Source organism: Streptomyces sp. SD31 (assembly GCF_052068475.1).
In the GTDB taxonomy this organism is placed as follows: Bacteria; Actinomycetota; Actinomycetes; order Streptomycetales; family Streptomycetaceae; genus Streptomyces.
In genome coordinates this window covers 1-22,182 of the sequence record NZ_JBQHCX010000031.1, presented here as the reverse complement: position 1 = coordinate 22,182, position 22,182 = coordinate 1, and the positions used below count along the sequence as shown (strand labels likewise).

Below are 22,182 nucleotides of genomic sequence, written 5' to 3'. Positions count from 1 at the left end.
CACTGGCCTCCTATCATCCAGGGTGCTCGACAAGTCGATCCATGTTCGACATCGCGTATACAGAGCCGCTCCGCACGAGCCGAGCAAGGCACCTCCGGGCAACTCCAACCATCACGGCTGGGCCACAGAAGGAGACGCCGCACGTGCAAATGTCATGGACTCATCACATCCTGTCCCGCCGCCGCGCGGTGACGGCCGCCGGCGGTCTGGCCGCCGGTGCCCTGCTTCCGACAGCGGCGCCCAGCATCGCCTCCTCCACCGCCGCCCAAGTGCCGGCCGCGACCGCGGCGACCTACACGAACCCGGTGATCTGGCAGGACTTCGCGGACATCGACGTCATCCGCGTCGGTGACGTCTTCTACGCCTCGGCCTCGACGATGCACTATTCGCCGGGCGCGCCCGTCCTGCGGTCGTACGACCTTGTCAACTGGGAGATCGCCGGTCACTCGGTGCCCGTCCTCGACTTCGGCGCCAAGTACGACCTGAACGGTGCCCGCGGCTACGTCAGAGGGGTCTGGGCGTCGTCACTGGCCTACCGGCCGAGCAACAGAACCTTCTACTGGCTCGGCCAGATCGACTTCGCCAGGACGTACGTCTACACGGCCACCGCCGTCGAGGGGCCGTGGAGCAGGCTTACGACGATCAGCACGCCGTACTACGACGCGGGGCTGCTCGTCGACAGCGACGACACCCTCTACGTGGCGTACGGGAACACCACCATCAGCGTGGCCCAGCTCTCCCCCGACGGACGCCACCAGGTCCGCACCCAGCAGGTGTTCACCACACCGTCGAGTGTCGGCACCCTTGAAGGCGCCCGCTTCTACAAGATCAACGGGCAGTACTACATCTTTCTGACCCGCCCCGCGAACGGCCAGTACATCCTCAAGTCGTCGAGCGGCCCCTTCGGTCCGTACACGATGCGGCAGGTCCTCCTCGACCTGCGCGGACCGATTCCCGGCGGTGGTGTCCCACACCAGGGCGGGCTGGTCCAGACGCAGAACGGCGCCTGGTACTACATGGCCTTCGTGGACGCCTACCCCGGCGGCCGAGTGCCGGCCCTGGCGCCGATCACCTGGAGCTCGGACGGCTGGCCCGTCGTGCAACTCGTGAACGGCGCATGGGGCACCTCGTATCCCAGCCCGGCCGTGCCCCCTCCGCCCCGCCCGGTGACCCCCATGACCGGCGTCGACACCTTCGACGGCCCGGCCCTGCAGCCGCGATGGGAGTGGAACCACAACCCGGACAACACCAAGTGGTCGGTCGGCGACGGGCTGACCCTGCGGACAGCGACCGTCACCCACGACCTGTATGGGGCCCGCAACACCCTGACGCACCGCATCCAGGGCCCCACCTCCACCGCCACGGTCCAGCTCGACCACTCCGCGATGCGGGACGGCGACCGATCCGGACTCGCGCTGCTGCGGGACTCCTCCGCCTGGATCGGCGTCAAGCGTGACGGCGGCGTGCCACGGGTGGTGATGGTCAACGGGCTGACCATGGACGGCAGTTGGAACACCACCGGGACCGGCACGGAGGTCGCGAGCGCGGCCCTGTCGGGCAGCCGCGTCTGGTTGCGCGCGAGCGCGGACATCCGCCCCGGCACGGCACGCTCCGGCACCTTCTCCTACAGCACCGACGGCACCACCTTCACCCGCCTCGGCCCCGCCTTCTCCCTGGGCAACGACTGGCGGTTCTTCATGGGCTACCGATTCGCCCTCTTCAACCACGCCACGCAGGCACTCGGCGGCGCGGTCCGCGTCACGCGCTTCGAGCTGTCCACGCCCTGAGGAGGTCCACCGACCGCACCACGCAACCCCCCACCACTCCACGAGGAGAACCATGAACCCGCTGAAACGGCTCGGCCGTCGCCGAGCCTCGGTCCTCGCCCTGCTGGCCGCGACCGTCCTGGTGACACCCGGGACCGCGACCGGCGCGTCCGACGCCGTGAAGGCCTCCACCCTGGGCGCCCAGGCGGCCCAGTCCGGCCGGTACTTCGGAACCGCCGTGGCCGCGGGCCGGCTCGGCGACGGCACGTACACCGGCATCCTGGACCGTGAGTTCAACTCGGTCACGGCCGAGAACGAGATGAAGTGGGACACGACCGAGCCGTCCCGCGGCTCGTTCAACTTCGGCCCCGCCGACCAGATCGCGAACCGCGCGCAGGCCCGCGGTCAGCGCTTACGCGGTCACACCCTGGTCTGGCACTCCCAACTGCCCGGCTGGGTCAGCTCCATCAGGGACGCGAACACCCTGCGCGGCGTGATGAACAACCACATCACCACCGTGATGAACCGCTACAAGGGCCGGATCCACTCCTGGGACGTGGTCAACGAGGCCTTCGCCGACGGCCCCAGCGGACAGCTCCGCGGTTCGGTCTTCCGGGACGTGCTGGGCAACGGCTTCATCGAGCAGGCCTTCCGCACCGCGCGCTCCGCCGACCCGGCGGCCAAGCTCTGCTACAACGACTACAACATCGAGAACTGGAGCGACGCCAAGACCCAGGGTGTCTACCGCCTGGTCCGCGACTTCAAGGCACGCGGCGTGCCCATCGACTGCGTCGGCCTCCAGGCCCACTTCGGCACCGGCGGCCCGCCCGCCAGTTTCCAGACCACACTGGCGAACTTCGCCGCCCTCGGCGTGGATGTCCAGATCACCGAACTGGACATCGCGCAGGCGTCGCCGACCGCCTACGCGAACACGGTCAGGGCCTGCATGAGCGTCGCGCGCTGCACCGGCATCACGGTCTGGGGCATCCGCGACAGCGACTCCTGGCGGGCCACGGAGAACCCGCTGCTGTTCGACCGGGGCGGCAACAAGAAGCCTGCGTACAACGCGGTGCTGACAACGCTGGGCGGCACGCCCGCCGCCACCCGCAGCACGCCCGCCGCCACCAGCGGAACGTCCGCCGCCCCGCGCAGCGCCACCAACGCCGCTGCTCTGCCCAGCCGTTACTCGTGGAGCTCCAGCGGCCAGCTGATTTCCCCGAAGTCGGACGCCACCCACAACATCGCCGGGATCAAGGACCCGACGGTCGTCCGGTACAACGGCAAGTACCACGTGTTCGCGAGCGTCGCCAGCCGCTCCGGATACAACCTGGTGTACCTGAACTTCAGTGACTGGTCCCAGGCGGGCTCGGCCACGCACCACTACCTGGACCGCAGCGCCATCGGGCAGGGCTACCGAGCCGCGCCGCAGGTCTTCTACTACGCGCCGCAACGCCTGTGGTACCTCGTCTACCAAACGGGCAACGCCTCGTACTCCACCAACCCCGACATCAGCAACCCCAACGGGTGGAGCGCGCCCCGCAACTTCTACTCGTCGATGCCCGACATCATCAAGCAGAACATCGGCAACGGCCACTGGGTCGACATGTGGGTGATCTGCGACAGCGCCAACTGCTACCTGTTCTCCTCCGACGACAACGGACACCTGTACCGCTCGCAGACGACCGTCGGCCAGTTCCCGAACGGCTTCACCAACACGGTCATCGCGGCGCAGGACTCCAAGTACGCCCTGTTCGAGGCGAGCAACGTGTACAAGGTGCAGGGCAGTAACCAGTATCTGCTGCTCGTCGAGGCGATCGGATCGGACGGCCGACGCTACTTCCGCTCCTGGACCTCGGGCAGCCTGGCCGGCTCCTGGACGCCCCTGGCCGCGAACGAGAGCAACCCGTTCGCGCGGGCCAACAACGTCACCTTCCCCTCGGGAGCCTGGACGAGGGACATCAGCCACGGCGAGATGATCCGGGCCGGCTACGACCAGACACTCACCATCCCCGCCTGCCGGCTCCAGTACCTCTACCAGGGCATGAACCCCAACGCGGGCGGCGACTACAACCTCCTCCCGTGGCGGCTCGGCCTCCTGACCCAGACCAACTCGACCTGCTGACCGACTGCGCCGTGGGGAGCGCTTCCGGTGGGAGCGCTCCCCTCGCCCAGTGCCGACCTTCGAACGCACCCTTGTCAGAAAGCCGAGGTACCCGTCATGCGCCGCAGACTCCTCGCCCTGGTGGCAGCGCTCTCCTCACTGCCGCTGGCGCTCGCCACCGCCCCGTCGGCCCACGCGGCCGACCCCACGACCATGACCAACGGGTTCTACGTGGACCCCGATTCCAGCGCGAAGCGATGGGTCGCCGCCAACCCCGGTGACGGCCGGGCGCCCGCGATCAACGCCTCCGTCGCCAACACACCGACGGCCCGCTGGTTCGGCTCCTGGAGCGGCACCATCGGCACCGCCACCGGCGCGTACGTGGGCGCCGCGGACGCCCGGGACAAGCTGCCCATCCTCGTCGCCTACAACATCTACAACCGCGACTACTGCGGCGGGCACTCCGCGGGCGGAGCCTCCTCGCCGTCCGCCTACGCGAACTGGATCGCCCAGTTCGCGGGCGGGATCGCAGGCCGCCCGGCGGTCGTCGTCCTCGAACCGGACTCCCTCGGGGACTACGGCTGCATGACCCAGGCCCAGATCGACGAACGCGAGGGCATGCTCACCGGCGCGCTCGCCGAGTTCAACCGTCAGGCTCCCAACACCTGGGTCTACCTCGACGCCGGCAACCCGGCCTGGGCGAGCGCGGCGACCATGGCCCGGCGCCTTCACGAAGCCGGCCTCCGGCAGGCCCACGGTTTCTCGCTCAACGTCTCCAACTACCTGACCACGGCCGAGAACACCGCGTACGGCAACGCCGTCAACAGGGAACTCGGCGCCCGGTACGGCTACACCAAGCCGTTCGTCGTGGACACCAGCCGCAACGGCAACGGCTCCAACGGCCAGTGGTGCAACCCTTCGGGCCGCCGTATCGGCACCCCCACCCAGTTGGGCGGAGGCGCCGAGATGCTCTTGTGGATCAAGGTCCCGGGCGAGTCCGACGGCAACTGCGGCGTGGGAACCGGCTCCTCGGCCGGACAGTTCCTCCCGGAGGTCGCCTACAAGATGATCTACGGCTACTGATCCGGGGCCGCTCGGGCACGGTTCGGGCACCGGGTCAGGGCGAGAGCCTTCCTCCGGGTTCCGGGCGCCGCCGAGGGCATCAGGCGGGCTCCCCGTACTGCACGCCGCGCCCGTTGGTTGCGATGTAGACCCTGCCGTACACGCGCGGGTCACCGGTGACGGTCGCGCCGATCCAGCCCCACTGGTGCTGGTCGTCGTTGATCCGCACCCAGGTCTTCGCCTCGTCGTCGGAGCGGTACACGGCGGTGATGGCCTCCGTGGAGCCGACCATGTAAAGGGCCGGGTAGGAGCCGCCCTCGGCGGCCTTGCCGAAGCCCAGGGTGTGTGAGGCGTGGCAGCTGCTGACCTTGGCGAAGGTCGCGCCTCCGTCGGTCGAGCGGTACAGCCCGTTCCCCTTGAGGCTGAGCCACAGGTCGCCGGTGCGGCCCGGGGCAGCCCCCAGCTGGAACTCGCTGTCGCCCGAGGCCAGGCCGGTGGCCCGCGCGGTGAAGGTCAGTCCGCTGTCGGTGCTGGCGAACAGCGTGCCGGTCGTGGTGTCGAAGCCGTAGAAGCGCGTCGGGTCGACGGGGTCCGCGATCGGGGCGGCGCCCTTCGGGAAGGAGGCGACCTCGGACCAGGTGGCGCCGTTGTCGGCCGAGCGGTATCCGGGGTTCGCCGTGCCGAAGGACCACAGCAGCACGCTGCCGTCGGCGCTGGTGGCGATCGGCCCCGGCGCGTCCTTGGCGATGGCGGGCTGCGTCTCGAAGGGCGCCCAGGTCTTGCCGCCGTCGTTCGAGTAGGCGCCGTTGCCGTTGTTGCCCCAGCCCGCCCGGACCACGTACGACGGCTTGGCCGCGGCCAGCGACAGGCCGGTGGAGGTGCCGAACACCGGGTTCGACGCCATGCCGCGCGACGGCGACGCCGTGAGCCGCTCGTGGTACATCACACCGATGTCCCCGGACCCGCTGAGCAGGTGTGCCTCACCGGTCGGCGGCGAGACCAGCTGGCGGATGGCCGCCTCCTCCAGGCCGCGGATCTGCGGGGCCCAGTGCCTGAGGTCGCGGGTGCCGTAGAGGGTCGCGCCGGTGCCGTAGACGACGTGCTGCGAGTCGTACGGGTCGAGGGCGAGGGCCTGGATCCACCAGCCGAACTTGGGCTTGTCGCCGCCCCACTTGAGGTAGGGGGTCTCGGAGACGTCGAGGACGGCCCTGTCCTTCAGGGACGCCCAGGTGCGGCCGCCGTTCGTGGAGCGGAAGACGGTGTCGACCTCGGCCCACCGGTTGTTCGTGGAGACGACGAGCGTGCCGGGGCGGCGGGCGTCGACGGCCACACCGCCGTAGCCGAAGGCGTCGGTCGACCCGTCGTCCGTGGTGCCGCCCGGCTTGACGGGCGTGACCTCGGTCCACTTCCCGTTGGTGGTGCGCAGCTTGTGGACACTGCCGTCCGACTGGCCGTTGGGGCCGGGCGCGTTGGCATACGTGACGTACAGCTCACGCGTGTGGCGGTCGTACGCGGCGCGGATCGGTACCTTGGCGGCGGTGCCGGTGGGCCGGCCGGGGACGGGCTGCCAGGTCTTCCCGTCAAGGGTGCGGTACAGGTTCGGCTTGTCGGCCGTGCCGTCGGAGTCGCCCCAGCCCGCGTAGACCGTACGGCCCGCGGCGACGAGGAGGGTGACGCCCTGGCCGGTGGCGCTCGGGGCGGCCGGGAAGTCCGCGGGCTGCCACGTGGCGCCGCGGTCGGTCGACTTGAGCAGCCCGTCGTGCCGGGTGCCGAGCCACAGGATGTCGCTGTCGCGCGGGTCGACCAGGAGCCGTTCGCCGCAGCCGCGCCCGTCCTCGTTGCCGCCGAGCTTCACGGTGAGGTCGGTGCGCTTCCAGGTGGTCCCGCGGTCGTCGGACCGCAGCACGGCCCCGTTGCCGGCCCAGGACTGCGTGTACGCGCCGAGGGCCAGGTACACCCGGTTCGGGTGGGCCGGGTCGATGGCCATGGCCTCGACGCCGAGCAGGTTCCAGTCGTCCCAGCCGAGGTGATCGATCAGCGGGATCCAGCCGTCGGTCCGGTCGTCCCAGCGGTAGGCGCCGCCGATGTCGGTGCGGGCGTAGGCGAGGCCGCGGCAGGAAGGGTGGAAGAGGATGCCGGAGACGAATCCGGTGCCGCCCTGGACGGCGTTGCGCCAGCGGTAGGCGGCGGTTTCGGTGCCGCTGTCGGCGGCCCGCGCACGTCCCTGGAGGACCGGCAGGGTGGCGACCGCGGCGGTGGCAGCGGTCCCGGCGAGCACAGCTCTTCTGCTGAGGTGGAACATGTGCATGACATACCTCTTCTTGTGGAGGAGAAAGGAGAAAGTGACGCCCTCAGGGGCGCGGGGCGGTATCGCTGTGCGGCTCCGCCGCGTGGGCGCGAACAACCACAACGAAGTCGCGGACCTGGGACCGACGGCTCTACGGCGCGGGCCGGGTCAAGGGCGTCAGCCCTTGATCGCCCCCGTGAGCATGCCCTTCTTGAAGTGGCGCTGGACGAAGGGTGAGGCGACCGCGACGGGGATCAGTGCGAGGACCATGACGGCCATCTGCAGTCCCAGCGCGGAGAGTTCGCCGGTGCGGACCGCCTGCTGGAGGCCCGTCGGAGCCTCGGTGTTCTTCTGGACCAGCTGGATGAGCACGTTCTGCAGCGGCATCATCTGCTGGTCGGTGAGGTAGATGGAGGCATTGAACCAGGCGCTCCAGTAGCCGACCGCGTAGAACAGCGAGATGACGGCCAGCACGGCACGCGACAGCGGCAGGATGATGGTCAGCAGGATCCGCAGGTCACCGGCCCCGTCGATGCGGGCGGACTCGGTGAGTTCGGGGGAGATGCCCATGAAGAAGGCCCGCAGCACCAGGATGTTGAAGACGCTGACCGCGCTCGGCAGGATCAAGGACAGGTAGGTGTCGGTGAGGCCCAGCGACTGCACCAGCAGGTACGTCGGAATGAGCCCGGCTCCGAAGAACATGGTCGCCATCATGACCAGCAGGAAGAACCGGTGCCCCAGACTGCCTGGCCGGGACAGCCCGTAGGCCCCGAGCACCGACACCGTCATCGAGAACAGCGTGCCGAAGAGCGTGACGCCGACCGAGACCATGATCGCCCGGCTGACCTGACCGCCGCTCAGCAGTTCCGTGTAGTTGACGAAGGTGATGCCCTGAGGGATCACGACAAGGCCGCCGACCCGGTCTATCACCGGCTTGGGAGAGAGGCTGGTGACGATCACGATCCACAGCGGACCGAGCACCCCCAGGCAGCACAGCACGAGGAAGCCGCTCTTGGCGGTGAGTCCGGCCTTGCTGGGTGGCTCCTCCCACACGGGGCGGGCGGGAGCCTTCAGGCTGCGGATGAGCTGCGTGTTGAGGCTCATTTCTTGTACACCCCCTGCTCGCCGAGCAGGTGCGCGAACTTGTTCGCGCCCAGGACGAGACACACTCCGATGACTCCCTTGACCAGGCCGACCGCGGCCGCATAGCTGAAGTCGCCGTTCTGGATCCCCATGTTCCACACGTAGGTGTCGAGGACCTCGCTGGCCCCCGCGCCGACGGCGTCCCGCTGGAGCAGGAACTGCTCGAATCCCACGCTCAGCGCGTCGCCCACCCGCAGCACCAGCAGCAGCGCGATCACCGGGCGCAGCGCGGGCAGCGTCACATGCCACATCCGGCGCCAGCGCCCCGCGCCGTCCATGGCGGCGGCCTCGTACAGGTCGGTGCTGACGGCGGACAGGGCGGCGAGGAAGACGATGATCCCCCAGCCGGCGTCCTTCCACACGGCCTGCGCGGTGACCAGAAACTTGAACAGATCCGCGTCGGTCATCAGGTCGAAGCCGCTCCACCCGTGCTTCTCCAGGGTCTGCGCGATGATGCCCGCGCCGCCGAGGATCTGCTGGAACACCGTGACCACGAGGACCCATGAGAAGAAGTGCGGCAGATACATGATCGCCTGCGCCACGGCCCGCACCCGGGGCCGGACCACGCTGTTGATGACCAGCGCGAGGGCGATGGGAACCGGGAAGAAGAACACCAGTTGGAGCAGGAACAGGACGATGGTGTTCTTCGTGGCGCTCCAGAACAGCGGGTCGTCGAGCATCCGCGAGAACTGCTCCACGCCCACCCAGGGGCTGTGGAGGATCGCGGTGATGCCGTTGCTGGAGACGTACGGGTCGTAGTCCTGGAAGGCGACGACGTTGCCGAGCAGGGGGACGTAGTTGAAGAGCAGGAGCAGGAAGATGACGGGCAGCGTCATCAGGATGAGTGTGCGGTCGCGGCGCAGCCGGATCCGCCAGGGGACCTTGCCCGCCTTGCCGGCTTTGCTCGTCCTTCGTGGCACCCGGTCCTTCACGGTCGCTGCGGCGACCGCGGCCGTCGGTTCCTCGACGACCGCGGGCGGACGGGTACCGTCCGGCCTGCTCCCGGCCGTGAGGGACATCAGTTACCACTGCCCTTCTTGTCGAGGAGCTCCTTGTACCAGTCGCGCATCTTGTCGCCGCCGGAGGACTTCCAGGTGGAGATGGCGGCCTGTACGTCGGACAGCTTCTTGTGGCCGCGCACGTAGTCGAGCTCCAGCTGCTCGAACTGGCTGACGAGGTTGGCGTAGCGGCTGGGCTCGACGATGTTCATGCCGTAGGTGGACGTCTTCTTCATGAAGGCACCCATCCGCTGCTGCCACTCGACCTGCTTGCGGGCGATGTCGGGGAAGTCTGGGTGGGCGAAGTAGGAAGCCGGTCCGGCCAGCATCCCCCAGGCGTTGATCACCTCGGAGTTGCCCCGGTCGTTCTTGACCGGGACGCCGTCCCTGACCGTGTAGTGGGTGCCCTCGACGCCGTAGTCGACGAGCATCCGCTCCTTGGTGCCGTAGGGCGCGGCCGAGAAGTTGGCGGCGGCCAGCGCGTTCTCCACGGTCTCCTTCGAGGCGCCCTTGCGGATCAGCGACCAGATGCCGGCGGGCTGGGTCGCCCACAGCGTCGGCTTGCCGCCGTCGGCGCCGAAGTAGTCCATGGCTCCGATCTCGAAGTCCGGGTTGGACTGGGCCTGTTCGGCGGTCTTGCCGTACCAGGCGGACAGGTCGCTCCTGAAGACCAGGATCTGTCCGGCGGTGAAGCGCTGGCCCGGGTCGCCGGAGCCCGCCCTGTCGTCGGGATGGACCACGCCGGCGTCGAACAGCTTGCGGACCCACTCCAGAGCCTCGAGGAACGCGGGCTCCTCGATGCGGTAGGTCAGCTTGCCGTCGTCCCCGATGTTCCAGCCGAGCGTCCCGGCGGGGCGGACGCCGAAGATGCCCCAGGCCGTCCAGATCATGTCACCGCAGGCGTACACCTTCGCCTTGGCGCTGGTGACGTCCTTGGCCCAACTGAGGAACTCATCGGGCGACTTGGGGACGGAGTAGCCCTTCTCGTCGAAGATGTCCTTGCGGTAATAGGGCACGATGAAGCTCGTGGGGGCGGAGGGCATCGGGATGCCGCGCAGCGCGCCGCCGAAGATGCCCATGCGCCAGGCGTCGGAGGGGATCGCGGCCAGGTTCGGGTACTTCTTGACCTTGTCGCCCGCCAGGTAGGGGCCGAGGTCCATGAACTTCGCGGTGACCGCGTTCGAGATCTTGCCGCCCAGTTCCCAGCTGGGCACGACCACCATGTCGGGTATGGAGCTGGAGGCGAGAACCGCGCCGAGCTTCTCGCCGTAGGTGTTGCCGTCCTGGTTCTGCCAGGTGACCTTGGTGCCCGCCGCCGCGTCCAGCGCCTTGTAGTAGACGTTCCCGGGCTTCGGCGGGGCACCCCAGAACGGGGACATGATCTTGAAGGGGGCACCGGTGGCGAGCTTGTCCGGGACCGAGGTGGCGAGAGCCGCGAGATCGACCTTGCCGGTGTAACCGGCCGCCGAGCCGTTCTTCGGCGGGAGGTCCGGCTGGGCGACCGTGCTGGCGACGTATGTCGGGAGCAGCTTGTCCGCGGCCTTGCCCGAGGTGGTCCCCTCGCGCGATCCGCCCTCCGAACCGCCGCAGGCGGCGAGCAGCGGCATCCCCCCGGCCACCGCTGCGGTGGCGACGGCCGTGGAGGCGAGGAAGCTTCTCCGACTGGGTCCGGAGGAGGTGGAGGCGGCGTTCGGCGTCATTGCGTCAACCCTTCATGGCGCACCTGGACACCCGGCGGTGGGCCGTCGGCTGCGGTGTCGTGACTGGAATTGGCTGAGCTGAAGCGGACATCCCATTACTGCGTCGCGATTCGCAGTCGAAGCGCTTCGATGTTGCTGTGAGGTTAAGTGAACGCCTAGGGGCGCACAAGGGTCGCTTCCAAGATTCCTCCGAGGCACTGAGGGGGACTCCACGTATGTCGCGCTTGATGCGAGGATGCTTTCTCGTGACCGTCTCCCTGGTGTCTGACGTGCGTCGAAGCGCTTCGAAGGACTTGGCTCTTCGATCTCAAGGGATCCCACGTGTCCGCACACACGCTGCGCCCACCACCACCTTTCCGCGATCCGCAGCTGCCGTTCGCGAAGCGCATCGACGACCTGCTGTCGTGGCTCACGCTCGACGCAAAGATGGGATTACTGGCACCAGTTCACGCCCGCGGGCGACCGCCTGGGCATCGCGGCCTTCCGCACCGGCCAGGAAGCGCTGCACGGCGTGGCCCGGATGGGTCCGGCCACCGTCTTCCCGCAGGCGGTCGACCTCGGCGCGACGTGGAACACCGAGTTCGTACGGCGGGTCGGCGAGGCCGTCTCCAGGGAGACCCGGGCGATGCGCGCCCGCGACGAGCGCGTGGGCCTGTGGCGGCCGACGGCGGCGGTCTCGCCACTGGCCGCGGCGCCGCCGTGGAGGCCGGGGCGGCTTTTGTCGCGTTGGATGGGCGACGGCGACGGCAGTGCGGTCGGCCGCACTGCCGTCCTGGCCGGCCGCCGGGCGGGCTGGGCCTTGTCGAGCGGCGCGCCCCCCGCTCGCGGACGAGCCGGCCCGTCCTTCGAGACGCGCCGACCCCGACCAGTGCGCCGTGAGGCACGGCACGGAGCCGGGCCCACTTCGGCGGACGCGCTGCGGCTGTCGAGGGGGCGCGGAGGCCCGAGTCCCCGTCGCCGCGGCACCTCTGGCACCCCGAACGCACCGGCCGGAGCGCCGTGCAGCAGGGGTCGATCTAGGCTGGAAGCAGCCGCTGGAAACCAGCCCTGACGGGCACGGCTGTCCGGACGGAGGCATGGCGCGTGGAGATGGCCGGCAAGCAGGACGCGCCCACTGCCGTTGCCGTGGTGGACCCGGAGGGCATGGTGAGCGGCTGGAGCGAGGGGGGCCGGCTGCTGCTGGGCTGGACGGCGGAGGACACCGTCGGGCGCCCCGTGACGGATCTGCTGGTCGATCCCGCGCCACCCGGCTTCCCCGAGGGCTACGGCGCCGGCCCCGACCCCACGGGGTTCATCCTCCTGCGCCACCGGGACGGCTCCACGGTGGACGCCGTGGTGACGGCTCAACCGCTGTTCGGCCCCGACGCGCGGGCAGTGGGCCACGTGGTGACGTTCCAGCGCTGGGGACGCCGCCCGGTGATCGCCGACCGGGCCTTCGAACAGTCTCCCTTCGCTCTGGGCGTCTACGACCCCGAGCTGCGGTTCCTGTGGATCAACGCCTCCTCGGGCCGGGTGATCGCGCACTCCGAGGAGCAGGTGCTCGGTAAGAAGTATCGCGAGGTGCTTCCCGAATTCGACCGCACGCTGTTTCCCGAAAGAGACGACAAGCCGTACACCGACGCGCTCGCCCAAGTGGCGAGGACGGGCGAGGCCACGCGTCTCATCACCGTCTTCCGCCCTCGCGGCAGCAACTACGCCAATGCCTGGGCCACCAGCATCTGGCCCGTCCGGGATGCCGAGGGCAGGGTCCGCGCGATCGCCAACTGGGGATTCGACATGAGCGCCGAGTACTGGGCCCGGCAGCGCCTGCTCCTCCTCAACGAGGCCAGCCGCGGCATCGGCCGGACTCTCGACGTGATCGGCACCGCCCAGGAACTGGCCGGGACCCCGGTGCCGGGATTCGTCGACCTCGTCACCGTGGATCTCTTCGACGAGGTGCTGCGCGGCGAGGAACCGCCCTCCGCGTCCGCGTTCACGCCCGGCGAGACCATCGTGCTCAGTCGTGCCGCCCAGCACAGCGCGACAGAGGACTCCAACCGGGCTCCCGGGCCCACGACGCCGGTCAGCCACACTCCCGGTTCCGTCGCCGCCCGCTGCATGGCCACCGGCAGGTCCACGGTCGAGCTCGCCGCTGACCCCGGCCAGGGCGGCGAGTGGGCCTTCGGGCCCGGGCTCGCCGCCGACCCGGCCCACTGGCCACCGGGCAACCCGGTGATCGACGAGTCCATCGCCGCGGACGGGCTGACGGGCAGGATCACCGTGCCGCTCCGGGCGCGCGGCGCGCTGCTCGGCGTCGTCGCCTTCTCCCGCCTCGACCGGCCCGAGGCCTTCACCGCCGACGATCTGATCCTCGCCGAAGAGCTGACCGCCAAAGCAGCCGTCGCCATCGACAACGCCCGCCGGTACTCGCGCGAGCGCACGACCGCGCTGACCCTGCAACGGAGCCTGCTGCCACAGGGGCTGCCGGACCAGGAGGCGGTCGAGGTGGCATCCCGCTACCTTCCCGGCGGGACCGGGGCAGAAGTGGGCGGCGACTGGTTCGACGTCATTCCGCTGTCCGGCGCCCGGGTCGCCCTGGTCGTCGGCGATGTCGTCGGCCACGGCCTGCACGCCTCGGCCAGCATGGGCCGGCTGCGCACAGCGGTCCGCACCCTCGCCGACGTCGACCTACCGCCGGACGAACTGCTGACCCACCTGGACGACCTGGTCCTCCACCTCGCCAGCGACCTCCAGTCCACCGGCCACTTCCAGCCGACCGGCGAAACCGGCGCCACCTGCCTGTACACCGTCTACGACCCCGTCTCCCGACGCTTCACGCTGGCCAGCGCCGGCCACCATCTGCCGCTGGTCATCTCCCCGGACGGCACCAGGACCCCCGTACCCGCCCATCCGGGACCGCCGCTCGGCATCGGTGGGCTGCCTTTCGAGGCCACCGAGCTCGAGCTGCCCGAGGGCAGCCTGCTCGCCCTGTACACCGACGGCCTGGTACAAAGCCGCGAGCGCGACGTCGACCAGCGGATCGCCGAACTGCAGGCGGTCCTGAACCACTCGGCCACCTCATTGGAGGCCCTGTGCGACACGGTGGTGGACGCCATGCTCCCCGTTCGCCGCACCGACGACGCCGCCCTGCTGCTGGCTCGCACTCACGCGCTGGCTCGCCGACACGTCGCCGACTGGGACGTCGAGCCCGACCCCGCACAGGTGCCGCGCGCCAGAAAGTTCGCCGTCGACCAGGTGGACGCCTGGGGCCTGGAGGAGGCGGCCTTCGTCACCGAGCTGGTCGTCAGCGAGCTGGTCACCAACGCCATCAGATACGGCGAGCCGCCGATCAGGCTGCGGCTGATTCGCGACACCTCCCTGATCTGCGAGGTCTCCGACGCCAGCAACACCGCTCCGCACCTGCGCCGGGCCCGCGCCTTCGACGAGGGCGGCCGGGGCCTGTTGCTCGTCGCCCAGCTCACCCAGGGGTGGGGCACCCGGCACACCACCAACGGCAAGACGATCTGGTGCGCGCAGACCCTCCACCAGCCTGAGCCGCACTGAGCTCCAAGCCCGCGGACCGTCGCCGGCCGCGCGGCAGGGCACGGCGACGGCACCGCATGTCGCCGCGCGAGCCCGCCGCCTCGCGAGGGCCGGCACCACATCCGGCCGACGAGGCCTGGTCGCTGCCCGGGTACGGCGCCCCGGACCGTTGCCCCTGGCAGCCGTTTTCGCCATCATCCCGCTGCTCTACGGGCACGAGCAGGGGCCCGCCGCCGCGCGGACAGGCCCCATCCGTCCGTCAACCGACGCGATCGAGGCCGCCGCCCCGAGCGCGAAGGCACTCAGGGGTCGGCGACCGGGGTGCGCCGACCCTGATCCGCCGCACGGCCCGATTCGACAGGTGATGCTTTTGGTCGGCCGGTGCCGTCACCAGCCTGTCGGCAGACCGGCGATGAACGAGGTGAGCCGGTCGGCGATGAGTCGGTCGTCGCGGGCCGAGTAGTGCCAGTCGCAGCCGAGGAAGTCCAGGCCCGAGTCGTCGAGGAACCAGTAGCGGACCCGGCTGTCGCCGGCGTCGTTGCGCGCCTTGACCACCTGCTGGACATGGCCGGCGTACTGGCCGGCGCCTACCGCCACGATGGTCGTGTCGGCCCCGTAGCGCGACCGCAGCTTCTGGATGAAGTCGCCGTAGGCGGTGCGGTAGCCGGCCGCGAGGCTGTCGGGCGTCCACGGCTCACCGGGGTTGATGGCGGTCGAGAAGTCGTTGGTGCCGAGGTTGACCACCACGACCTGGGGGCGCCAGGTGCCCGGGTTCTGCCAGACGTCGCCGGACACGTTCAGCAGGGCACGGTCGTAGAAGGTCCGGTACGTGACGTCCGGCCGGCCTCCGTTGTAGTTGCGCACCATGCCAAGGCCCGAGTAGCCGTTGATCTGGTAGTCGGCGTTCAGTTGCCGGGCGGTGAGGGCGCCATAGCTCACGTCGGCGTTGGTGGTCCGCTTGACCTGGTCCCAGGTGCAGGTGCGGGAGGTCGAGAGGTTGCCGTAGCCCACCGTGAGGGAGTCGCCGATGAACTCGATCTGGCGGTTGCGGGCGGCCGGTTTGCTCAATACGGCACCTCCGGGCGCGGCGACGAAACCTCCGAACGTGCTGGTGTCCCCCGGGGTGTCGTTGCGCTTGACGAGCCGGACGGTGTGCGTGCTGTTGGACAGGCCGTTGATCCAGTGCGTGGTGTTGCCGGGCGTGACGAGCGTGGCAACGGTGGATCCGTCGATCTGGACGTCGTAGTCGGCGGCCGAGTCGTTGAGCACGATGCCCACGCCGGTGCCGCTGACGCGGCCCTCGAAGTACACGCCGGGCCAGCTGTACTGCACCGAATTCCCGGCGTCCTTGACCCGTCCCGCGATGTGCACCTGCGCCGACAATCCCGTGGCGCGCACCAGTTGCCACTGCTGGTTGGCCCCGCCCCAGTCGGTGAACTGCACGACCTTGGCACCGTCCGCGGTCGAGGCGTTCTGCACCTCGACGGCCTTGCCGCTGTTGCGGTTGATCAGACGGACGTGACCGTCCGACGAATCGGCCAGCCGGAACTGCTGGTTGGTGCCATTGGCGTCGCCCCACTGCACGATGCCCGCATGGTCAGCAGTGGAGTAGCCGGAGACGTCCAGCACCTTGCCGGAGTGCTGCGCCTTCAACCGGTAGTAGCCGCCACCCGAATCGACGAACTGGAACCGCTGGTTCGCCCCGTCGTGGCGGCTCCACTGCGACAGGCCCGCCCCGTCGGCGGTACTCGCGCCGGACACGTCGAGCGCCTTGCCGCTGCCACGGTTGACCAGCACGTACGACGCACTCGTGTCCACAGTGGCCGCCTGTGCCGTCCCGGCGCCGCCCAACCCGGTCAGCAGCGTCACCATCAGGGCGGTCACCGCGGCGAGCACCCCCGTACGCCTCCCGCATCTCCGCCACGAAAACCTCAATGCCATATACCTGCCCTCCATCGGTGCCTCCTTCACTGAGTACGTCAGCCCGCTCCCCGGGGGCGCCCGGAGAGCGGCAGTTCCAGCGCCGGGTCAAGGACGAGAGCTGTCCTCCACCTTCTCGAAGAAGAACTCGTGTTTGAGAAAGGAGACGTCGTACTCGTGACCGGGCTGAGGCGGCAGCAGTTGGGAAGCCTGGAACAGGCGCCACCCGTCGTGCAGCGCGGCGAGCCCTGTGGGATAGGGCGGCTCGTCGCTGTCACCGGTCGTCGGACGGGTCCGGCCGGTCCCGTCGTATCGGGACCAGCCGACGACATCGGAGTCCAGCGCCGACGTCGCGAGATAAAGCACCAGAACCTGCTGCCTCATGCGTGACTCCTCAAGGTCGGCCGGTTGCTGACGCGCGTGACCCAGTACTCGACATCGAACGAGTCGTCACCGGTCAGGGCCCGCCACAGCAGGACCCGGTTGTAGATCTCCAGTCGGCCCGTAGCCCACTCGTACCAGGGGAAGGACGTGTTGAGTTCCGCGGTCACCGCAGGGTCGTGCAGGTCGGAGAGGTCCCACAGACGCACCTGCGGCACGGTCGGGTTGAGGCGGAGTTTGTACATGTAGCGACGGTGCGCGGTGTCGTTGCGGCGGCCACCGTGCCAGATGCCGTGGTGCACGAGAACGACCGTGCCTGCCGGGCAGGTCAGACGGGTCTGCCCCCTGAGGTTCTGGACGCGGCCGACGTCCGTTTCGTTGATCCGGCGCAGATGGCTTCCGGGCACACTGAGGGTGCCGCCCATCTCGGCGGTCACCTCGTGCGGGTAGTACATGAGCTGGATGTCGAACGCATCCGGCCGTACGTCGATGATCGCGTCTGCGTGGAGCGGCTGCGCCTGTCCCTCGTGCGGCTCGCGCACATGAACCGCGTGGTGGTCGACGGTCGGCTCGGGGCCGACCAGGCTCTCGACGGCGCCTGCGACGACCGGCAGGGCGAGCAGTTCATGGACGAAGGTGTCCTTCGCGAACGCCCCGCCCAGCGGAGTGCCGTAGGACACTTCCGGCAGGCCCTCGGTCAAGGCCGCGATGGCCCGTTCATTGATCTCCTGCGGCACCACCCCGTCCAGGCGCAGAAATCCCTGCGCGACGAAGCGCGCCACCTGAACCGACGTCAGGAGTTGCTTGGTGGTGGACATGCGACGAACGTACGTGCCCGGTCCGGCTCGGTCGTGGGCTGAAATCGTCCACTGCTGGTAATTTTCCGTCCTCGTGAAACACGCAACACTGCGGCTCGACGAGGCGCCCACCGTGGTCGCTGCCGGCATCGGGGTGCACGGCGTCTCCACCGCCCACGACGTCTTCCGGCTGCCCGACCTGTGGCAGCTGCACCTCTACAACTACGAGGGTGCGCTGTCCCTCGGACAGTCGGTCCACCCCATCCGCCCCGGCCACGTCAGCCTGGTGCCACCGAACACGGAGGTGCACTTTCACTACCGGGGCAGGTCGGAGCACTACTACGTCCATCTGCGGCTGCACGAAGGCGGAACCGCGCGGGTGGTGCCGGTGATGCAGGACGCCGCGGCCGAGAGCACACACCTGGCCGACCTGCTCCGGCACGCCGTGACGGCCATGCCGACGTCTCCCCCGCGCGCCACGGCCGAAGTCTGGACCGCTCTGTGGCGCATCGCCGAGTTACCGAGGGGCGAGGGAGCCGGACGCCGCCACCCCTTCGTGGCCGCCGCCCAGGCCTACGTCGAGGAACACCTGGCCGGCCCGCTGTCCGTACCGGACATCGCTCGCGCCGTCGGAATCTCCCACACACACCTCACGCGCGTGTTCCGTGCCGAAACCGGCCTCACGGTGGTGTCGTACATCCGGCACCGACGCCTTCAACGCGCCCGCCACCTCCTGCTGTCCTCCACCCTGTCCATCACCGCCGTCGCCGCGGCCGTGGGCATCGCGGATCTCCAGGCCTTCAACAAGGCCTGCCGCCGCGAACTCGGCGCGAGCCCGCGTGACGTACGCGCGTCCGGCCCCGCGGGGCCGGACGGCCCAGGACCGTGAGCGGTGGCGACGGAACGGACATCCGCCGCCGGCCCCCGGCAGCGCTCGGGAGGAGCCGTTCTCCCCAGTGCTGCTGGGCAACTCGCGCGAGTCCGGCCAGGTCCCACGGACTACTGCTGCCGGATGTATTGACGCATCCCGCTTCCCACACTTAACTTCTGCCCGACCACACGAACACCGTTCGACCAATCGGACAACTCACCTCGGCGGACGAGGAATTGGCCATGGAGGCCTCCCCACTCGGGCGGCAACCGTGCCATCACCTCACATGCTGTCGCCACGGACGCACAGGCATCGTGCGCCCAGCCCCGCCGTCACCACGGCGAAGTGCGCCGCATTACGGGAGACACACCGTTACCCGGATTCCAATCACCCCCTCCCGGGTTGCGCGGTAGCCGGTCCCGTCCCTCCAACACCGAGACCGAACTTCTCCCCGCCATCCCGATTTGGGCGCTTTTCGCCACGACGGTGACCTTTGCCGAATGACAGGAGATGTACATGTCCGCGCTACGCGCCCGGCTGTCGGCGATATTGCTCGCCGTATGCCTCCTCTTCACAGGCCAGGCCCTGATCACACCGCAGCGGGCAGCCGCCGCCGACCCGGGCTACCTGATGCTGCACTTCACCGGGGAGGGGTCGACCGGTCAGCAGATGTACCTCTCGCACAGCGCGGACGGTCTCCACTGGAACGACCTCAACGGAGGGGCGCCGATCCTGCGCTCCACGGTCGGCACGAACGGGGTGCGTGACCCCGCCCTCGTGAGATCCCCCGACGGCAGCAAGTACTGGATCATCGCGACCGACCTGTGCATCAGCTGCGGCCAGTCGTGGTCGGACTCCATCAACAACGGCAGCCGCAACCTCGTGGTGTGGGAGTCGACGGACCTGATCAACTGGTCGGAGCCGTGGCTGCTCAACGTCGCCGGCGCGATCCCCGACGGACGCAACGCCTGGGCGCCGGAGGCCATCTGGAACTCCGAGACCAACGATTACGTCCTGTACTGGTCGACGAACGTGCCCCTCAACGGCAAGACGAAGCACCGCGTCTTCTACGCCCGCACCAGCGACTTCCGCACCATCACCACCCCGCAGATCTACATCGACCGCCCCGGCACCCAGGAACTCATCGACACCCAGATCGTCGAGATGCCGGCCGGCGTCGGCACCCACCGCTATGTGAGGGCCTCCGGTGACGGCCAGATCACCCTCGAAGGCAGCAACTCGATCCTGGGGACGTGGACGACCCTCGGCAACCTCTCCGGCATCGGCCTGACCGGTGCCCAGGTCGAGGGCCCGATGTGGATGAAGTTCCGCGACCGCAACGAGTGGGCGCTCTATCTCGACCAGTACTCCTCCGGACGCGGTTACATGCCGGTCACGACGACCAACCCCTCGGCCCCCGGCACCTACCAGCTTCCGGCGTCCGGCAGCTACAACATGGGCGTCACCAAGAAGCGCCACGGCTCGATCCTGCCCCTCACGGCCGCCGAGGAGAGCCGCGTGCTCGCCCGCTGGACCGACATCCCGGCCAACCGGCTCCAGTCGTTCAACTTCCAGGACCGGTACGTGCGGCACGCCGGCTTCGACGTGCGCATCGACCAGAACATCACCGGCCCCGACGCGCAGTTCCGGCTGCGCCCCGGCCTGGCCGGCTCCGGCACCGTCTCCTTCGAGTCGGTGAACTACCGCGGCTACTTCCTGCGGCACGCCAACAACGACTTCCAACTGGTCCGCAACGACGGCACCGCCCAGTTCGCCGCCGACGCCACCTTCCGCCAGGTCGCCGGCCTCGCCGACTCCACCTGGTCGTCCTTCCAGTCGTACAACCACCCCGACCGCTACATCCGCCACTACGCCTACCAGCTCCGCCTCGACCCGATCACCACCGCGACGGCCCGCGGCGACGCCACCTTCCGCGTGACGAGCTGACCCGACACCGACAGGGATGCCGGCGCCTTCATGGCGACCCCTCACCCGCCAACCGCCCACCGGTGGACAGGCGCCGGCTTCCCTCCACGAGCCATCCCGGCGACCCCGGCGTCCAAGCACACTTCTCCTCGCCGCCGACCGCCACCGAGTTCAGCGGGGCCGCCTCCGGTCGACCAACCCGTGGTGATGACCGCCGAGGCCTCGCGCACCCTGCCACAGCCATGTCTTCTTCAGGGATGTGAACCCATGCACAGCGTGAGACCTCCCGGCCGCCGGAGATCCCGGCCGGGCGCTCTGGCCGCCGTGGCCACCGCCTCGCTCCTGTGGGGCTTCGTCGGCCCCGCCGTACCCGCCCAAGCGGCGGAGATCACCGACGGCCTGGCCCTCTGGTACAAACTCGACGCCACCTCCGGCACCGTGGCGGTGGACTCCTCGGGCAACGGCCGAAACGGAACCGTCAACGGCACCGCGGGCTGGTCGGGTACCGGGGAAGGACTCACGTTCGACGGGTCCGGCACCTACATCAAGGTGCCGGACAACATCATGAGCGGCATGAACTCGATCACCGTCTCGATGGACGTGCAGATCGACGCCGCCCAGACCACGCCGTACTTCCTCTACGGCTTCGGCAACACCAGCAACGGCAGTGGCAGCGGGTACCTCTTCACCACCGGTAACTCGTTCCGGACCGCCATCGCCTCAGGGAACGCGTCCACCGAGCAGAACACCCAGGCCTCCGGCGCGCTGCAGCGCTCGGTCTGGAAGCACGTCACCTACACCCAGACGGGCAACACGGGAGTCCTCTACAGGGACGGCGTGGAGGTGGCCCGCAACACGTCGGTCACCATCACCCCTGGTTCCATCGGGTCCGGCATCACGACGGCCAACCACATCGGCAAGTCGCTCTTCGCCAATGACAAGCTCTTCAAGGGCAAGATGCGCGACTTCCGCGTCTACAACCGCGCGCTGACGCCCGGCGAGGTCCTCGACGTCAGCGGCAACACCACGGGCATTGCGAAGGTCACCCACCCCGCGCTGAAGATCGACGCCATGATCGACGACGCCAACAGCAGGATCACGCTGCCGATGAAGGAGGGCACGGATCTCACCGCGCTCGCCCCGCAGTTCACACTCGCCCAAGGCGCGACCGTCAGCCCGGCCTCCGGCACCCCGCGCGACTTCACCAACCCCGTGACGTACCAGGTGACCGGCTCCGACGGTGCGAAGCGCAGCTGGACGGTCGCCGCACAGATCATGAAGAGCCCGGTCCTGCCCGGGCTCACCGCCGACCCGAATATCGTCCGCTTCGGCGACACCTACTACATCTACCCGACGACCGACGGCTTCCCGGGCTGGAGCGGCACGCGGTTCAAGGCGTACTCCTCCAAGGACCTGTTCCACTGGAACGACCATGGCGTCGTCCTCGACCTGGGACCGGACGTCAGCTGGGCCGACACCAGGGCCTGGGCCCCGGCGATCGAGGCGAAGAACGGCAAGTACTACTTCTACTACTCCGCCGACACGAACATCGGCGTCGCGGTCTCCGACTCGCCCACCGGCCCGTTCAAGGACCCCCTGGGCAAGCCGCTGATCGCCCGCGGCGCGTACACCGGCCAGATGATCGACCCGGCGGTCTTCACGGACGACGACGGGCAGTCGTACCTCTACTGGGGCAACGGACGCGCCT

General features: G+C 69.2%; 14 protein-coding genes and 1 pseudogene. 8 read left to right on the top strand and 7 right to left on the bottom strand.

Annotated features, from left to right (window positions below; all coding sequences use genetic code 11):
• The first annotated feature begins 149 nt into the window (after positions 1-149).
• The 3 genes from ACTMVF_RS41510 (at position 150) to ACTMVF_RS41500 (ending at position 4,950) form a co-directional block, all read left to right on the top strand.
• On the top strand, positions 150-1,787 hold the full coding sequence (locus ACTMVF_RS41510; RefSeq protein ID WP_441276300.1) for a glycoside hydrolase family 43 protein: 1,638 nt from the start codon (positions 150-152) through the stop codon (positions 1,785-1,787).
• 52 nt (positions 1,788-1,839) lie between these two features.
• On the top strand, positions 1,840-3,888 hold the full coding sequence (locus ACTMVF_RS41505) for a non-reducing end alpha-L-arabinofuranosidase family hydrolase (RefSeq protein ID WP_441276282.1): 2,049 nt from the start codon (positions 1,840-1,842) through the stop codon (positions 3,886-3,888).
• Positions 3,889-3,984: 96 nt separating this feature from the next.
• Positions 3,985-4,950: a glycoside hydrolase family 6 protein gene (locus ACTMVF_RS41500; RefSeq protein ID WP_441276281.1), complete on the top strand. Its 966-nt coding sequence runs from the start codon at positions 3,985-3,987 to the stop codon at positions 4,948-4,950.
• A 79-nt stretch (positions 4,951-5,029) separates the two neighbouring features.
• Here the strand turns inward: ACTMVF_RS41500 and ACTMVF_RS41495 are convergent, their stop codons facing one another.
• The 4 genes from ACTMVF_RS41495 to ACTMVF_RS41480 all read right to left on the bottom strand — a co-directional run bounded on the left by ACTMVF_RS41495 (position 5,030) and on the right by ACTMVF_RS41480 (position 11,057).
• Complete coding sequence (locus ACTMVF_RS41495) at positions 5,030-7,237, bottom strand: 1,4-beta-glucanase (protein WP_441276280.1); 2,208 nt, start codon at positions 7,235-7,237, stop codon at positions 5,030-5,032.
• A 156-nt stretch (positions 7,238-7,393) separates the two neighbouring features.
• On the bottom strand, positions 7,394-8,320 hold the full coding sequence (locus tag ACTMVF_RS41490; protein WP_441276279.1) for a carbohydrate ABC transporter permease: 927 nt from the start codon (positions 8,318-8,320) through the stop codon (positions 7,394-7,396).
• Positions 8,317-9,378 (bottom strand): ABC transporter permease, encoded by a 1,062-nt coding sequence (locus tag ACTMVF_RS41485; protein ID WP_441276278.1) that lies wholly within the window; start codon positions 9,376-9,378, stop codon positions 8,317-8,319. Before ACTMVF_RS41485 ends, ACTMVF_RS41490 begins: the two co-directional genes overlap by 4 nt.
• On the bottom strand, positions 9,378-11,057 hold the full coding sequence (locus ACTMVF_RS41480) for an extracellular solute-binding protein (protein ID WP_441276277.1): 1,680 nt from the start codon (positions 11,055-11,057) through the stop codon (positions 9,378-9,380). The genes ACTMVF_RS41485 and ACTMVF_RS41480 overlap by 1 nt, the downstream gene beginning before the upstream one ends.
• 321 nt (positions 11,058-11,378) lie before the next feature.
• Here ACTMVF_RS41480 and ACTMVF_RS41475 point away from each other — a divergent pair.
• Both ACTMVF_RS41475 and ACTMVF_RS41470 read left to right on the top strand, forming a co-directional pair.
• Positions 11,379-11,724, top strand: a pseudogene (locus ACTMVF_RS41475) (sugar hydrolase); the annotation flags it as partial.
• A gap of 422 nt (positions 11,725-12,146) precedes the next feature.
• Positions 12,147-14,600 carry a SpoIIE family protein phosphatase gene (locus ACTMVF_RS41470; protein ID WP_441276276.1) on the top strand — a complete coding sequence of 818 codons (2,454 nt, stop codon included), beginning with the start codon at positions 12,147-12,149 and terminating at the stop codon, positions 14,598-14,600.
• A gap of 366 nt (positions 14,601-14,966) precedes the next feature.
• On the opposite strand, the gene ACTMVF_RS41465 is transcribed toward ACTMVF_RS41470, so the two are convergent.
• From ACTMVF_RS41465 to ACTMVF_RS41455, 3 genes are all read right to left on the bottom strand, one after another.
• Positions 14,967-16,451 (bottom strand): RICIN domain-containing protein, encoded by a 1,485-nt coding sequence (locus ACTMVF_RS41465; RefSeq protein ID WP_441276299.1) that lies wholly within the window; start codon positions 16,449-16,451, stop codon positions 14,967-14,969.
• 156 nt (positions 16,452-16,607) lie between these two features.
• Positions 16,608-16,883, bottom strand: coding sequence for a hypothetical protein (locus ACTMVF_RS41460; RefSeq protein ID WP_441276275.1), 276 nt, complete (start codon positions 16,881-16,883; stop codon positions 16,608-16,610).
• A complete protein-coding gene (locus tag ACTMVF_RS41455; RefSeq protein WP_441276274.1) occupies positions 16,880-17,698 on the bottom strand; it encodes a phytanoyl-CoA dioxygenase family protein in 819 nt (272 codons plus the stop codon). Before ACTMVF_RS41455 ends, ACTMVF_RS41460 begins: the two co-directional genes overlap by 4 nt.
• Before the next feature lie 73 nt (positions 17,699-17,771).
• On the opposite strand from ACTMVF_RS41455, the gene ACTMVF_RS41450 reads away from it, so the two are divergent.
• The 3 genes from ACTMVF_RS41450 to ACTMVF_RS41440 all read left to right on the top strand — a co-directional run.
• Positions 17,772-18,566: a helix-turn-helix domain-containing protein gene (locus ACTMVF_RS41450; protein ID WP_441276273.1), complete on the top strand. Its 795-nt coding sequence runs from the start codon at positions 17,772-17,774 to the stop codon at positions 18,564-18,566.
• Positions 18,567-19,064: 498 nt separating this feature from the next.
• The gene (locus ACTMVF_RS41445) at positions 19,065-20,495 is read left to right on the top strand and encodes a glycoside hydrolase family 43 protein (RefSeq protein WP_441276272.1); all 1,431 of its coding nucleotides are present in this window, start codon (positions 19,065-19,067) and stop codon (positions 20,493-20,495) included.
• 246 nt (positions 20,496-20,741) lie between these two features.
• On the top strand, positions 20,742-22,182 hold a 1,441-nt coding region (locus ACTMVF_RS41440), incomplete at its 3' end, for a family 43 glycosylhydrolase (RefSeq protein ID WP_441276271.1).

What these genes read in the sequence shown, in the direction of transcription:
- ACTMVF_RS41510 (WP_441276300.1), top strand. Translation starts at nt 150, where the DNA reads ATGTCATGGACTCATCACATCCTGTCCCGCCGCCGCGCGGTGACGGCC.
- ACTMVF_RS41505 (WP_441276282.1), top strand. Translation starts at nt 1,840, where the DNA reads ATGAACCCGCTGAAACGGCTCGGCCGTCGCCGAGCCTCGGTCCTCGCC.
- ACTMVF_RS41500 (WP_441276281.1), top strand. Translation starts at nt 3,985, where the DNA reads ATGCGCCGCAGACTCCTCGCCCTGGTGGCAGCGCTCTCCTCACTGCCG.
- ACTMVF_RS41495 (WP_441276280.1), bottom strand. Translation starts at nt 7,237, where the DNA reads ATGCACATGTTCCACCTCAGCAGAAGAGCTGTGCTCGCCGGGACCGCT.
- ACTMVF_RS41490 (WP_441276279.1), bottom strand. Translation starts at nt 8,320, where the DNA reads ATGAGCCTCAACACGCAGCTCATCCGCAGCCTGAAGGCTCCCGCCCGC.
- ACTMVF_RS41485 (WP_441276278.1), bottom strand. Translation starts at nt 9,378, where the DNA reads ATGTCCCTCACGGCCGGGAGCAGGCCGGACGGTACCCGTCCGCCCGCG.
- ACTMVF_RS41480 (WP_441276277.1), bottom strand. Translation starts at nt 11,057, where the DNA reads ATGACGCCGAACGCCGCCTCCACCTCCTCCGGACCCAGTCGGAGAAGC.
- ACTMVF_RS41470 (WP_441276276.1), top strand. Translation starts at nt 12,147, where the DNA reads ATGGCCGGCAAGCAGGACGCGCCCACTGCCGTTGCCGTGGTGGACCCG.
- ACTMVF_RS41465 (WP_441276299.1), bottom strand. Translation starts at nt 16,451, where the DNA reads ATGGTGACGCTGCTGACCGGGTTGGGCGGCGCCGGGACGGCACAGGCG.
- ACTMVF_RS41460 (WP_441276275.1), bottom strand. Translation starts at nt 16,883, where the DNA reads ATGAGGCAGCAGGTTCTGGTGCTTTATCTCGCGACGTCGGCGCTGGAC.
- ACTMVF_RS41455 (WP_441276274.1), bottom strand. Translation starts at nt 17,698, where the DNA reads ATGTCCACCACCAAGCAACTCCTGACGTCGGTTCAGGTGGCGCGCTTC.
- ACTMVF_RS41445 (WP_441276272.1), top strand. Translation starts at nt 19,065, where the DNA reads ATGTCCGCGCTACGCGCCCGGCTGTCGGCGATATTGCTCGCCGTATGC.